Genomic DNA, 13,234 nt, shown 5'->3' on the forward strand with positions numbered 1-13,234 from the left:
ATACACACGCCAAGCAGGACCGCCAGACGCTGCAGCGTGTCCAGCGCGACGCCCTGATTGCTGGCGAGAAGCTGAACCGTAGTGTCGATATGGCCATAGACCGGCTCGACCGCGAGCTTCTGAACGGCACCCGGCTGGGGCGCATTGACCGCGACTATGTCGGTGTGGACGCGCTGATGAATCTGCCCCAGGCCGCTGCGTCGAATGATGCCGGCGTCGTGGCGCTAGCCGATGAAGCCAAGGCGATTGTGGCGAACAATCAGAGACTGAAGCTGATGAGCGATGGCCGCTTCATGCTGGTGCATGTGCCAACTGTCGGCGACCCGATCATCGCAACGATCAAGGCTGTAAAATGGGTGCCGGCCACAGCGGCCGGCGACCGGATCGGCATCTATGGCGAGGCAACCGCAAGTTTCGGAGACCGCAGCGTCCTGCCGGCTGATCGCCAGATTCTGACGAACGGTTCCGGGTTTCGCTATGACGGCGTGCTGAAACGATCCGCGACGGCCTGTGTCGGCATTGGCGGCGCAGAATTTTCTCTCTGTACGTCGCGCTCCAGCCCGCTCGTCAGCCTCGAGACGGGTATCGAGCTCCTGCTCTATTTCCTCCTGCTCCTGGCCCCGACGCTTGCCGTGACGGGCCTCTACTCGACGCTTAGAAAGCAGGCGACTGATGACGCTCCGCGCCGGAGGTCAGATGACAATTACACTTCGGTTGCGGGTGCGAACCAGGCACTGCAGGGCGCGGGGCTGGGCACCTGGTCGATCGATCCGGCTACCGGCGAGGCAAACATTGATGAGGCCGGCGCTCAGCTGCTCGGCATGAATGCCTCCGGCAGTCTGCCATTTTCCCAGTTCATCAACCATGTTCATGGCGATCACCGCGAAGCGTTTGAGACGACAGTCAACGCAGCGCAAACATCGGTCCCCTTTTCGAGCACGTTCGCAACCTCTGTGTCGGGCGGGCGGGCCTGGATCGAAGCGCGGGGCGCGAAAATGTACAGCGAGGAGACCTCTACCCCCGTGGTCAGCGGTGTCCTGTTCGATGTGACTGAAAGCCTGGTCGCCAAAGAGAGACAGAAATCAGCGGAATCGCGCCTGCGAACAGCGATTGAAGGGTTTCCCAGCCCGTTTGCACTCTGGGAAAGGAACAAACGCCTCAGCTACTGGAACAAGGCTTTCGAGGCTGTGTTCGGGCTCGATAACATTCTGCGGCCCGGTATCGGGCATGAAACGGTAATGCTGGCGCGTAGCGGCAATGTCATTCATGAGAGGGCGAGCCCCGATGATGCGGGCGTCATGGTTCTCGGGCTGAGTGATGGCCGCTGGATCAAGCTGGTCGAGCGGCCGACGCCGTCGGGCGGTCTTGTCAGTTTCGGGCTCGATGTCACCGAAGACATCAACAGCGAAGACGAACTGAACCGGCAGAAGAAGCGGCTCAAAAACCTCATCCAGGAGCTTGAACGCTCAGAAGGTCACAATGCAGAGCTGGCGCGCAAATATAATGAGGAAAAAGCCAAGGCCGAGCGCTCAGCTGATTCCAAAAGCGCCTTCCTGGCTAATATGAGCCATGAGCTGCGCACCCCTCTCAATGCCATCAACGGGTTCTCCGAGATCCTGGTGAACGAGATGTACGGGCCCCTCGGTCACAAGCGCTATAATGAGTACGCCAAGGATATCCTGACCTCCGGCCAGCACCTGCTCGATCTTATCAACGACATTCTCGACATTGCGAAAATCGAGGCCGGCAAGATGACGATTGAGCCCAAGCCGATTGATCTGGTCGATCCGGTCGATGCTGCGGTCCGCATGATCCGCCGCAAGGCCGAGGACAAGGGCATCGCAATCAGCCTGCAGGCCGAGAGCGCCTTGCCGGAAGTCGATGCAGATCACCGCGCCGTTCGCCAGATGGTGCTGAACCTGCTTTCGAACGCAATCAAGTTCACCGATTCCGGCGGCCGGATTGTCGTTGGGGTTCAGCGCCGCGATGATTTCGTCCGGGTCGCCGTGCGCGATACGGGCGTCGGCATTCCGAAGGAACATCTGCCGCGTCTCGCCCAGCCCTTCGAACAGGTCCAGGAGACGCGCGAACGCAATTATGAGGGCACGGGGCTTGGCCTGGCGCTCACCAAATCTTTCGCTGAGATGCATGGCGGCCGGTTCACCATTGCGAGCGAAGTCGGCAAGGGCACGATGGTAAGCTTCTGGTTGCCGGTGCATGCAAGTGCGGCCGGGTCTGACCGGAACGTCGCCTGAGAAAGCGGCCTATTCGGCAGCGACCATCCGATCAACCGCGTCTGAAACAAAGCGCGCACCATTGTCGACGCATTCGCGGGCTGCAGCGGACAGCGCGCCCGCCCTGGCCTGCGGCCCCTTGCCTTCTGACGCACTACGCGATGAGACGGTGGTCTGCGCGATCGGTTCGCGGCTGCGCCCGTCCAGCAAGGTCAGTTGCAGGCTGCAAACCCCTTCATTGCCATCGAGGCTGAACTGCGTGACCCGCCAGTAGAGTTCGGCATCGCCTGACACACCGGCGCCATCATCGACCGCGATGCCTTCGCCGCCTGTCGAGAAACTGTCGATCATGGTGATCTGCAGAAGCCGCGTCGAGCGGTCCACCCAGGAAATGCCAGGCACGAGCTGAAACCCGCCCTGAGGCCCGACGGACGTAATGTTCCGGCTGGCAAAGAGACGCGGGGCGTCGGGCTCCCGGATAACCACATTGGCGCTTAGATCTGTTGTGCCTGCAGGCGCGGTAATATCGAACAGCGCTTTCGGTTTTGGCTGCTCAGGCAGCACTGAGACGCAGGAGGCCAGCACGGCTGCTAGCGGCGCGGCGAGAAGGATTTTGAACCGGGCACCCATTGTCAGTTGTCTCCTTCATAGGGCAGCGGATCGCTGCGCAGCAGGCCCTGCGGGTTCTGCTCAAGTTCACGCGTCAGACGGTCAAGCCTGCGGATCAGGACGCGGAAATCGGCCGCAATCAGACGAACATCATTCACCGCTTCCGACGTCGGGCCTTCGATCAGGTCGGCGGCAGCATCCGCCGCGCGTTGACCGCTTTCAATGCCTTCGCGCGCTGTGGTCGATATCCCTTCAAGCTCGGTCAGGAGTTCCGAAATCTCCGCGCCGATGCGGACGATCTCGGTGTCGGCCGTGGTGCCGAACCTGTCGAGCGTCTGGGAGGCCTTGTCGAAGCTTTGAGCGGCATCATTCACCGAAGCAAGCACTTCAGAGAGGTCGGCCGCCAGCGTGCCGTCGCCGCTCAGGGCAGAAGAGATGGCCTCGATATTCTCTAGCGTTGTCGTCACGGAATCGATATTGTCCTGGCTGAGCAGATCATCCAGGCGCTCAAGGGTCATGGTCGCCCGTCCCATGACTTCGGTACCGCTGGAAAACAGTTCGGACACAGGGCTTTGAATAGCTTCGATCACGGGCACATCCTGTCCCGGCTCGCGCTGCAGCCGCCCCGCTTCAGGCGAACCGGCATTGATCTGCACGAAGGTGACACCGGTAATGCCAGCAAATTCGATACTGGCGGAGGAATCGGTTTTCACCGGAGTCTCCGCATCGACGCGAATGCGGGCGCGGACCTTGGAATCATCGTCGCGGTCGATGCCGATGCGCACAACTTCTCCGACCTTGATGCCGATATAGCGCACCGACGCCCCCTCTTCGAGACTAACAGGGCCTTCGAAGACGATGTCATAGGAATCGTACTCCTGATTGAACTGGGACTGTCCAAGCCAGAGCGCAAAGCCGAGCCCCATCAGGGCGGCCAGCAGCACGAAGGCGCCGATCATTGCGTAATTGGCTCTGGTTTCCATTATTCAACTCCAGCCGCAGCGGCGCGGCCTCTAGGACCGCCGAAATATTCCTGGATCCAGGGATGGTCCTTCTCGCGCAGCTCCGACATCGTCCCCACAGCCAGAACCTTTTTCTCGCCGAGAACAGCGATGCGGTCGCATGTGGCGGCGAGTGTGTCGAGATCGTGGGTCACAAGAAACACCGTTAAAGACAGGGCTCGCTGCAAGTCTCGAACCAGTTTGTCGAATCCTGCAGCTGTAATCGGGTCGAGGCCGGCTGTCGGCTCATCGAGGAACAGGATCGGCGGATCGAGCGCCAGCGCGCGGGCCAGCGCTGCGCGCTTTCGCATGCCGCCCGAGAGGTCAGAGGGGTATTTGTCGCCTGCTGACGTTTCAAGCCCGGACATGCGGATCTTCTGGTCGGCAAGCTGGTGCATGAAGTAGTCTGAGAGGTGCGCATGCTCTTTCATCGGGACCATAACGTTTTCGCGGACGGTCAGGTTCGAGAACAGCGCGCCGTCCTGGAACATGATGCCCCAGCTATTTTGCACGCGCGCCAGGTCATTGCCGTCAAGGTGTGTCACTTCATCGCCAAATACCTCGACCGTGCCGGCAGACGGTGTCTTGAGGCCGACAATGGCGCGCAGCAGCACCGATTTACCTGTGCCCGACGGCCCGATGACGCCCAGCACCTCGCCCTCCATGACATCGAGGTCGAGGTTCTCATGAACGACATGGGAGCCATACGCGGTCTTCAGGCCGCGAACCCGTATAGCGATTTGGCGGCTCATACGCCGAGCTCCATATAGAAGACGGCAAACAGCGCATCGATCACGATGATCGAAAACAGTGCCTGCACGACCGACCGCGTTGTCGAGCGCCCGAGTGACTGTACGCTGCCGCCAACCAGCAGGCCCTGCCGGCACCCGATCAGCGCGACCACGAGGCCGAAGACTGGCGCCTTGGACATGCCGACCCAGAAATTCTCCATCGGAACAAAGTCGCGCGTGCGGTTGAAGAAGACCGTGGGATTGATGTCGAGCGTAAGCCAGCTGACGACGGCGCCGCCGCCAATGCCGAACAGCATTGCGATCAGGGTGAGCACGGGCGTCATGAGCAGCATGGCATAGGCGCGCGGCACGACGAGCACATCCATCGGGTCGAGGCCCAACGTCGTCATCGCATCGACTTCCTGGCGCATCCGCATCGCGCCGATCTGGGCGGTAAAGGCCGAATTTGTCCGGCCCGCGAGGATGATCGCGGTCAGGATGACACCGAACTCACGGAGCACCGCGATGCCGACAAGCTCCACAGTAAATATGGTCGCTCCGAACTCGCTGAGCGTGGTTGCGCCGATAAAGGCGACCACCATACCGACGAAGAAAGAGAGAAAAGCTACGATTGGGACGGCGTCGAGACCGGATTCCTCCATGACCGACACCAGAGCCGTCCAGCGCATCCTTGCGGGCTTCACGAACATGCCCAGCATGGAAACGATCGTCTCGCCCAGGAAGGCGAGCGTATCGACAGTCTCGTTGACGAAGCCCATCGTCGTGCGCCCGGTCCGCTCGAACAGGTCGACAACGCCATGCGATTTGTCGGGCAGCACTTCGGGCATGCTTTCAGGTCTCAGCAGCCGTGCCTGCTCAAGCAGGGAGTCCGCCTGCGAGCTTGCATGCCGGGTCTCCAGCGCATCGAGGCTGGCCCGGCAGGCCAGCCTGTCGAGCAGAAACGCCCCGGCGGTGTCGATCCGCCCGACACTTTCGAGATCGGCTACCAGCGACTGCAAGCCCGACACGTCAAGGTCGCCCAGTTCGGGCTGGATCGGCCCGAGCGTGTGCACCGTCCAGTCGCCTGACACAGTCAGGACGCCTTGTCCGTTTTCGGCCTGAAAATCGTATTCGGGACGTGCTGGCATAATTCGCTTGTGGCTCAATTCCTGTTTACCTTAACAGTCGAGGTTTAATTATGCCGCAGGGCAACGTGTGAAATTCAATAGAAATCAGGTACTTTTGAGGCGATGACAAAACTGTCCCTTCAGAAAATCTCCTCCCCCCTCAATCGCAGCTTCTCGATCTCCCGCGGATCGAAGCTTTCGGCTGAAACTGTACAGGTGACGATTGAACGCGACGGAAAGACGGGCCGCGGTGAATGCGTGCCCTATGCGCGCTACAATGAGACGGTGAGTTCGGTCGCGGCCGAGATCGAGGCCATCGCACCTGCCATCGAGAAAGGTCTGGGCCGCGAGGTGCTGCAGACGGAGATGAAAGCCGGCGCGGCGCGCTGCGCGATCGACTGCGCGATGTGGGATCTTGAGGCGAAGCTCTCGGGCAAGCCGGTCTGGCAGCTGGCGGGTTTGCCGAAGCCGAGACCGCTGCAGACGGCCGTTACCATCGTTCTCGACACCGCAGAGGAAATGGCCCGCGCAGCGAAAATAACGGATGGCAGGTTGTTGAAGCTGAAGCTTGGCGGGCGCGAGGATATGAGCCGGGTCGAAGCGGTGAAAGCCGCACGGCCGGACGCAAAGCTAATCCTCGACGCCAACGAGGCCCTCGACGGCGGCGTCTTTCCGGACATTGTAAAGCGCGCAGCAGCCCTCGGCGTCGTCCTGATCGAGCAGCCCTTCCCGGTCGGAGAAGACCAGCTCCTGCTCAGGCGCCCGCCCGAAGTCGCGATCTGTGCCGACGAAAGCGCGCATACCAGCAAGGATGTGCAGGATCTCGCCCGGCTGTACGACGCGGTGAACGTCAAACTCGACAAGACGGGAGGGCTGACCGAAGCGATCGCCATGGTGAAGGAAGCCCGCGCGGCCGGATTGGGGGTCATGATCGGCTGCATGGTGGCAGGCTCGATCAGCATGGCACCTGCGGTTCTGCTGGGCACGCTGGCAGACGCAGTGGATCTGGACGGTCCGCTGTGGCTGTCAAAAGACGTAGCGCACGGGCTCAACTATTCAGACGGACGGGTCTCGCCGCCTCAGCCGACGCTGTGGGGCTAATCGCCAAATTGCGGCGGGCTGGGAATTCGCGCTGCGCTTGTCGCCAAGAGATGGCCCCAGATCTTCGTGTTGAGGGATTTCGAAGCGTCGTCAGGCCTGGTTTCGAGCGCCGACTGGAGCGTGATCAGCTCTTCTGCCAGAGCGTTCCGCGTAGCCTTGAGATCGGACACTTTAAATGAGGGGGCAGGCTGAATGCCATGATCGATACCGCCAGCCTCAAGCAACTCCCGCAGCGCTGCGATCTCGGTCACGAGAAGGTCTACCTCCCTGTCCCACATATCGCCCGCCATTGCGGCGATGAGGCCGGACATATTGGCATGCCCGTTTGAATAATCGCCTTCCAGTTTCGGCGCGACGTCAGTAACCAGCGTCGCGCCGATCCGTTTCAGGATCATGGAGATGTCGCTCATACAGGCACTCCGTGTTTCGCCGCGAGGCGGTGGGCAAGCATGGTCTCATGGGCGCAATGGGTGAACCAGCCTGAGAAGGCCAGGATCGGATCGTCATTCTTGCCATCGGCAAAAGCGCGCGCCGAACTGATCCAGATACCGAGGCCTTTCAGATGCGCGAACAGGCTCCACCATTCGAAGGCTGCCGGGTCGAATGTGCAGCCGGAGGCCTCCTGCCAAACGGCGACGGCGTCCGGCCATGGCAGGAGACCCGCCGCACGGTCCGTATCATTGCCGCACCATAACAGGTCCGTCGCCCAGGCGAGGTCTTCATAAGGATCGCCAATATGGGCCATTTCCCAGTCGAGGATCGCCACGATATGGCCTGCGCCATCGTGGAGATAATTGCCCGTCCTGTAATCGCCATGCACAAGCGAGAGACGCTGGGCAGGCGGCGGCGGATGGGCTTCCAGATAGCGGATCGCGGCTTCCGCCACGGGTTGCGGCTCACGTGTATTGGTGCGGATCTCATTGGCCCAGCGGTCCAGCTCCCGCTTCCAGCAGGCATCCGGCGCAGGCGTATTGATTTCGGCAGCGATCGCCGCCCCTTCGAGATCAATGGCCGCAATCGCACCGAGATACTGAAAGAAATCACGGCCCAGCGAGGCGCGATGCGGATCTGCCTGATCCATGCGAAACGGGTTCAGCGGCTGGCCGCCCTCGATCCGGCCCATGACGAAAAATGGCGCGCCCAGCGGCCCGTTGTCCTCTTCCAGGAACATGGCTTCCGGCACAGGGATATCGGCCTTGCCGAAGGCTGAACGGATCGCCGCGAATTCCACCCGGCGCTCGGTGTCGATCAGGCTGTCGGGCGGATCGCGTCGCAGGATCACACCTTTCACCTTCGGTCCGGTAGCGTCCTCATAGGCAATGTCGATCGAATAGGTCTCCCGGCTCGCGCCGCCATGGATGCGGCTGATCGCGGAAACGCTGAGATTGCGCGCGCCCGGAATGTGCGCTTCGGCATATCCTGCAAATTTGCTGGCAAGTTCATCGAGTGTCATGCGGCCACCTGCAGGGGAAGGATCTGTCTGGCGCGCGCGGCGAGCTTGCCATGCTGTAGCAGCAGGCGCGCGGTCTCGGCCGGGTCCGGCTCGAGCGGCCAGACATCCCGCCGCCTTGTTCCGCCAAGCACGATGCTGGTCTGTCTCGGGAACATGTAAAGCTGCCCGTCATTGCCTGGCGCGACGTAGGAATAGTCAATCTCCGGCTGCGGATGCAGGCGGACAAGTTGGCCCCAGACCGGGTGGACCGCCTCGTCATCGAACAGCGCGCCTGCGCCAAGACCAGTACAATTGACGATGACAGGCTGGCCGAGCGCGATCAGATCGGCAGGTGTCCGGAATGTTTCGGTATAGAATGCCACGCCCGCGACGCGCGCTTCCTGCATCAGATATGGCAGATAGAGGCTCATATCGATCATGGTCGGCCGGGTCATATCGCCAAACGGGCAGCCTAACAGCGTCTTCTCGTCTGGCCGCGCCATGTCCTGACGCCGGCGGTTCAGATAATGATGACGCACCCGCGTCACGCCGGTACCGGGCCGGTTCTCATAAGCGTCGAAACCTGTATGGGCCAGCGCGTTGACGCGGGCGACAGTATCAAGATCCACATCGCCATAAGACGATGCGGTGAGAATGATCGCGCCAGCGATACTCGACGTCACATTTGGGTGGAACTTCTCGGCATAGACCGTCACCTTCTTGCCGTGGCGCGCCAGGATCAGCGCCGTCGTCAGCCCCTGCGCGCCCGCCCCGATGACGGCGATATCATCCTCACCGGTTTCGAGCACTTTCTCGGCGGCCAGCGTTCCACAGCCCCAGGAGAGCGTAACACCGTCGCCCTCATGGCCGTAATTGTGGACAATGATCTTGTCGCCGAACGGTTCGGCCTCGAGACGGAACCCGCCATCCCGGCCGGGCCGCAGGCCGACGAGGATTTCCTTGATCCGCTCCGGGCGGACATCCACAGGATAGAAAGGCGCCGAAGAGGCTTCATAGTCGGACAGGCGCGGGCGCCCTGTGGTCGTGCAGGCGGCGAGTAACCCTCCCGACATCCCCAGCAGGACGCTGCGGCGATCAAGCATCCAGAACGTCCTTCCAGCCCGATGGGGTATGCGGTCCGATAAAGAGCTGTTCAAGCGCGCCAATGCCCTCCGACGCTTGCCCGTCCGGGCCTTCATGGCGGACCTTCGAGATCGCCTGGATGTGCAGATTGTCGGGCTGGTTCCACGGCATGACGTCGGGTTTGAAGTCCTCGCGTTCGATGGCGTACTCGCCCTTATAGGCGCCATGCCCCCATTGCGGGTGTCCATAGCCGAGCCCCTTCATCTGGAAGGTCGCAATCGGTTCGTAGTGAACCTTGTGCTCGCGCCCCTGCCCGTCCTTGACGGTCAGCAGCCCCTTGCGCACGCGGCGTGTGCCGGCATCGTATTCGGCGGTGAACTTAGGGTCTTCCAGGTGAAGGAGACCATCGGCCCCTGCTCCGTCCATGGCGAGCACCGAACGCGTATTCCAACTCTTTCCTGTCTCATCGTCATTTACGTGAAAATAGAGCGCGAGATTGGGGAAATTGAGCGGCGTCCAGACCCAGTAGAATTGCGGCGGCATTTCAGGGACGACCGGTTGGGCGTCCTGCGCACCGATCGGGCGTATGCCCCAGCTTCGATCGCGCGTTCCGTAATAACTGTCGACCTCGATCCGTTCGCCGTCGATTTCGATCCAGCCCGTCCAGCGGCCATTCTGCGTCATGCGCGTCACATCCATCACGGTGCGTGAGCCATTGCGGCGCTGGAAGCGTGGCTCTTCAACCGGGAAGTGACGGCCTTCAAAGGTCAACTCGGCCGAAATGCCTTCAGCATCATCGAGCGTGATCTTCACAGAATGAAGCGGTTGGACGACGTCGATCTTCATCGGGCCGACACGCACGTCCATTCGTTCGTGGTTCATGATGCGAGAAAGGTGAACAGAATTCTGGACGCCATCCTTCAGGACCGAGAATGCGCCGTCCATGACATTGAGATGCGGATACACCCCAAAGGACGCGCCGAAGAAGACAGAGCCATCCTTCGAATAGCCGTTGAAGAAGTAGCGGTCGTAGAAATTGCGGTCCGTACCGGCGACCCAGACGGGTTCGGGCGTCTGGTGGATCGGGTATTCATCGCCCCATGTCAGCATCTTGTTTCCTGCCTCTCTTTGCGTGACCTCTTGGCGGGTCAACCATGACGGCTACAGTGACGCGGACGAAGAGAAGTTCAACGTCTGACGCCGCGGCAAAGGATGCAAGAGTGGGATCGAAAGTCACTATCGAGGAGGCGAATGCCTTTCTCAGCGAAGCCTTCAACGGCGCGCAGAACCGCTCAACGGTGATCAGTATGGAGGACGGCCATGCGGTCGTGAGACTGAAGACCGGCGAGGAGCACCTGCGCCCGGGCAATTACATCTCGGGGCCGACGCAGATGTCCATGGCAGATAGCGTCGCCTATTTCGTGATCTTTACAAAGCTCGGCATTGTGCCCATGGCCGTAACGAGCAATCTCAACATCAACTTCTTGCGCCCCTGCATCGGGGAGGCCGTGATCGCAGACGGCCGCCTGATGAAGCTGGGCCGCACGCTTGCCGTGATCGAGGTTGATATCCGCGCGGAAGGCTCCGAGAAAACGTCGAGCCACGCCATCGTGACGTATTCGATCCCGGCCAAATAGGCCGCGATCTCTATCCTTCCCCGGCGGCATCCGGGGCAGTACGTATTGGGAGCCAATCAGGCAGTTATAATCTGGATGATAAACAAATGGAGGAAAACATGGCCGAAGAGATTCTGGATGTCCTGATCGTTGGCGCTGGTATCTCCGGCATTGGGGCGGCCGGACACCTGGCAAAGCGCTGTCCGAGCAAGAAGATCGCCGTTTTCGAAGCGCTGGACAGCTTTGGCGGCACGTGGAAAGTCCACACCTATCCCGGCATCCGCTCCGACAGTGACCTCTATACATTCGGCTATCGCGACAAGCCATGGACCGGACCGCCGATCGCAACAGCCGAAGAGATCCTCACCTATATGGACGAGTTCATTGAAGAGAATGATCTCGGCCCCCTGATCCACTACAATCACAAGATCACCAAGGCGAGCTGGTCATCGGCCGACAAGCTCTACACCGTGACCTATGAGACGCCCGACGGCGAGCATCAGATACGTGCCCACTTTCTCTGGATGTGCCAGGGTTATTACGATCTCGACGAGGGCTATACCCCTCATTGGGACGGCATGGAGAGCTTCAAGGGCGAGATTATTCATCCGCAGAACTGGCCAGACGATATCGATCTGTCCGGCAAGAAAGTGGTCTGCATTGGCTCTGGTGCGACGGCCGCAACACTTGTCCCGAACATTGCCGGCGACTGTGAGCATGTCACTCTGCTCCAGCGCTCGCCGACCTATTTTATTCCAGGACGAAATGCCAATGAGCTCGCCGACGAACTCCGTCGGCTGGAGATCGAGGAGGACTGGATTCACACCATCACACGCAAGAAAATCTTGCTCGACCAGCATGAGTTTACGCAACGGGCGAGATCAGAGCCGGAGGAAGTCAAAGCTGAGCTTCTCGAGGGCGTGAAAGCCTTCCTGGGCGACAAGTTCGACATGTCGCATTTCACGCCGAGCTACCGCCCCTGGCGCCAGCGCATCGCTTTCGTTCCGGATGGTGATATTTTCCAGGGCATCGCGGCGGGCAAGGCCAGCGTCGTCACAGACCATATCGATCGGTTCGTGCCCGAGGGCATCAAGCTCAAATCCGGCGAGGTGCTGGAGGCCGACGTCATGATCACGGCGACCGGCTTCAATCTCAAATTCCTCGGCAATATCCCGTTCGAAATCGATGGCGAGCCTGTCGACTGGAGTGAGCGGCTGACCTGGCGCGGCATGATGATCGAGGATGTGCCGAACATGCTCTTCGTCTTCGGCTATTTCCGCGCAAGCTGGACGCTGCGCGTCGACCTGCTCGGCGACTTCATGGTCAGGCTGCTTGAGAATATGGACAAGAGAGGCGCCGCCGTCATCCGGCCCCATCCGCCCGCCGAAGTGGCGGCACAGGAGAAGCTCAGCTGGATGGATTCAGACGACTTCAATCCAGGCTATCTGACCCGCGGCGAACACCTCATGCCAAAACGCACCCGCCATCCTGAGTGGCAACACACACAGGACTATTGGCATGAGAAAGACACGCTGCCGCAGATTGATCTGGACGATGAACTCTTCGTCTATGAGGATCAGGACGGACAAATTCTCTCGAAAGAAACCGCTGACGCCGCCTGAGACCTCAGGACACCTTGGCAGCTGCTGCCTCGCCGCTTAAGCGCGTGTGCAGGAGGTGCCCATCATGGCGTTAACAATCGCAGGTTCAGTGCTCGGTTTTCTTGGCGTCGCCCTTGGCGCGTTTGGCGCGCATGGCATGTCCGCCCGCTTCACGCCAGAGACACGCGGCTGGTGGGAAACGGCGACGCTCTATCTGCTGGTCCATGCCGTCGCTGTCTTCGCAGCCGGCCTGTCTGGCCGGACTGGTCTGTTCTCGACAGGCGGCTGGGTCATGGTTCTCGGCGCGCTGATCTTCTCAGGCACGCTCTATGCGATGGCGCTCGGAAGCGCGCGCTGGTTTGGCGCGATCACGCCGATTGGCGGCCTGGCCCTGCTTGCCGGCTGGGCAATGTTCGCAGTCGCTGCCCTTAAATCCTGATCCTCATCCCGATCCAAAATCTGGGGATTGGCAGCGCGCGCGATTTGAATATGGTGCGGAAAAATACTGCACATGTGAAATAAACGGAGGAAATCATGGCCAGTCTTTTCGATCTATCGGGAAAAGTCGCTGTCATCACAGGCTCATCGCGCGGCATCGGCAAATCGATCTCCGAAGAGATGGCCGAGCAAGGCGCCAAGGTCGTCATCTCCTCGCGCAAGCCCGGCCCTTGCCAGGATGTCGCCAAGGAAATCAATGAC

The 13,234-nt window shown here is 60.6% G+C and carries 14 protein-coding genes; 6 read left to right on the top strand and 8 right to left on the bottom strand.

Translation table 11 applies throughout. From position 1 onward, the window contains the following. Nucleotides 1-2,255 (top strand): ATP-binding protein (locus WA989_RS12935; RefSeq protein ID WP_424340904.1); only part of this gene is annotated, 2,255 nt, incomplete at its 5' end. A gap of 9 nt (nucleotides 2,256-2,264) precedes the next feature. Here WA989_RS12935 and WA989_RS12940 read toward each other — a convergent pair. Genes WA989_RS12940 through WA989_RS12955 form a run of 4 tightly spaced genes read right to left on the bottom strand, consistent with a single transcriptional unit; the run spans nucleotide 2,265 to nucleotide 5,723 of the window. Further along, on the bottom strand, nucleotides 2,265-2,864 hold the full coding sequence (locus WA989_RS12940; RefSeq protein WP_424340905.1) for an ABC-type transport auxiliary lipoprotein family protein: 600 nt from the start codon (nucleotides 2,862-2,864) through the stop codon (nucleotides 2,265-2,267). 2 nt (nucleotides 2,865-2,866) lie between these two features. After that, entirely contained in the window at nucleotides 2,867-3,826 is a 960-nt protein-coding gene (locus tag WA989_RS12945; protein ID WP_424340906.1) for an MlaD family protein, read from the bottom strand. Continuing rightward, entirely contained in the window at nucleotides 3,826-4,596 is a 771-nt protein-coding gene (locus WA989_RS12950; RefSeq protein ID WP_424340907.1) for an ABC transporter ATP-binding protein, read from the bottom strand. Before WA989_RS12950 ends, WA989_RS12945 begins: the two co-directional genes overlap by 1 nt. Next, complete coding sequence (locus tag WA989_RS12955) at nucleotides 4,593-5,723, bottom strand: ABC transporter permease (RefSeq protein ID WP_424340908.1); 1,131 nt, start codon at nucleotides 5,721-5,723, stop codon at nucleotides 4,593-4,595. The genes WA989_RS12950 and WA989_RS12955 overlap by 4 nt, the downstream gene beginning before the upstream one ends. A 102-nt stretch (nucleotides 5,724-5,825) precedes the next feature. Here WA989_RS12955 and dgcA point away from each other — a divergent pair, with 102 nt between their 5' ends. Then, nucleotides 5,826-6,803 (top strand): N-acetyl-D-Glu racemase DgcA, encoded by a 978-nt coding sequence (dgcA, locus tag WA989_RS12960; RefSeq protein WP_424340909.1) that lies wholly within the window; start codon nucleotides 5,826-5,828, stop codon nucleotides 6,801-6,803. Here the strand turns inward: dgcA and WA989_RS12965 are convergent. From WA989_RS12965 to WA989_RS12980, 4 genes are read right to left on the bottom strand one after another with little or no spacing between them, the layout of a single operon-like run. Beyond that, nucleotides 6,800-7,213: a hypothetical protein gene (locus WA989_RS12965; protein ID WP_424340910.1), complete on the bottom strand. Its 414-nt coding sequence runs from the start codon at nucleotides 7,211-7,213 to the stop codon at nucleotides 6,800-6,802. The genes dgcA and WA989_RS12965 overlap by 4 nt on opposite strands. Continuing rightward, entirely contained in the window at nucleotides 7,210-8,256 is a 1,047-nt protein-coding gene (locus tag WA989_RS12970) for a phosphotransferase family protein (RefSeq protein WP_424340911.1), read from the bottom strand. Before WA989_RS12970 ends, WA989_RS12965 begins: the two co-directional genes overlap by 4 nt. Beyond that, a complete protein-coding gene (locus WA989_RS12975; protein WP_424340912.1) occupies nucleotides 8,253-9,338 on the bottom strand; it encodes an FAD-dependent oxidoreductase in 1,086 nt (361 codons plus the stop codon). Before WA989_RS12975 ends, WA989_RS12970 begins: the two co-directional genes overlap by 4 nt. Further along, a complete protein-coding gene (locus WA989_RS12980) occupies nucleotides 9,331-10,428 on the bottom strand; it encodes a hypothetical protein (protein WP_424340913.1) in 1,098 nt (365 codons plus the stop codon). The genes WA989_RS12975 and WA989_RS12980 overlap by 8 nt, the downstream gene beginning before the upstream one ends. A gap of 110 nt (nucleotides 10,429-10,538) precedes the next feature. On the opposite strand from WA989_RS12980, the gene WA989_RS12985 reads away from it, so the two are divergent. The 4 genes from WA989_RS12985 to WA989_RS13000 all read left to right on the top strand — a co-directional run. Next, nucleotides 10,539-10,955 carry a PaaI family thioesterase gene (locus WA989_RS12985; RefSeq protein WP_424340914.1) on the top strand — a complete coding sequence of 139 codons (417 nt, stop codon included), beginning with the start codon at nucleotides 10,539-10,541 and terminating at the stop codon, nucleotides 10,953-10,955. A 98-nt stretch (nucleotides 10,956-11,053) separates the two neighbouring features. Continuing rightward, nucleotides 11,054-12,556: a flavin-containing monooxygenase gene (locus WA989_RS12990; protein ID WP_424340915.1), complete on the top strand. Its 1,503-nt coding sequence runs from the start codon at nucleotides 11,054-11,056 to the stop codon at nucleotides 12,554-12,556. Nucleotides 12,557-12,620: 64 nt separating this feature from the next. Further along, entirely contained in the window at nucleotides 12,621-12,974 is a 354-nt protein-coding gene (locus WA989_RS12995; RefSeq protein WP_424340916.1) for a DUF423 domain-containing protein, read from the top strand. Nucleotides 12,975-13,069: 95 nt separating this feature from the next. Beyond that, the coding region (locus tag WA989_RS13000; protein WP_424340917.1) for an SDR family NAD(P)-dependent oxidoreductase at nucleotides 13,070-13,234 on the top strand (165 nt) is incomplete at its 3' end.

Source organism: Henriciella sp. (assembly GCF_049649345.1).
GTDB lineage: Bacteria > Pseudomonadota > Alphaproteobacteria > Caulobacterales > Hyphomonadaceae > Henriciella.

Coding starts and splice junctions, on each gene's coding strand:
- WA989_RS12940 (WP_424340905.1), bottom strand. CDS start 2,864: ATGGGTGCCCGGTTCAAAATCCTTCTCGCCGCGCCGCTAGCAGCCGTG.
- WA989_RS12945 (WP_424340906.1), bottom strand. CDS start 3,826: ATGGAAACCAGAGCCAATTACGCAATGATCGGCGCCTTCGTGCTGCTG.
- WA989_RS12950 (WP_424340907.1), bottom strand. CDS start 4,596: ATGAGCCGCCAAATCGCTATACGGGTTCGCGGCCTGAAGACCGCGTAT.
- WA989_RS12955 (WP_424340908.1), bottom strand. CDS start 5,723: ATGCCAGCACGTCCCGAATACGATTTTCAGGCCGAAAACGGACAAGGC.
- dgcA (WP_424340909.1), top strand. CDS start 5,826: ATGACAAAACTGTCCCTTCAGAAAATCTCCTCCCCCCTCAATCGCAGC.
- WA989_RS12965 (WP_424340910.1), bottom strand. CDS start 7,213: ATGAGCGACATCTCCATGATCCTGAAACGGATCGGCGCGACGCTGGTT.
- WA989_RS12970 (WP_424340911.1), bottom strand. CDS start 8,256: ATGACACTCGATGAACTTGCCAGCAAATTTGCAGGATATGCCGAAGCG.
- WA989_RS12975 (WP_424340912.1), bottom strand. CDS start 9,338: ATGCTTGATCGCCGCAGCGTCCTGCTGGGGATGTCGGGAGGGTTACTC.
- WA989_RS12980 (WP_424340913.1), bottom strand. CDS start 10,428: ATGCTGACATGGGGCGATGAATACCCGATCCACCAGACGCCCGAACCC.
- WA989_RS12990 (WP_424340915.1), top strand. CDS start 11,054: ATGGCCGAAGAGATTCTGGATGTCCTGATCGTTGGCGCTGGTATCTCC.
- WA989_RS12995 (WP_424340916.1), top strand. CDS start 12,621: ATGGCGTTAACAATCGCAGGTTCAGTGCTCGGTTTTCTTGGCGTCGCC.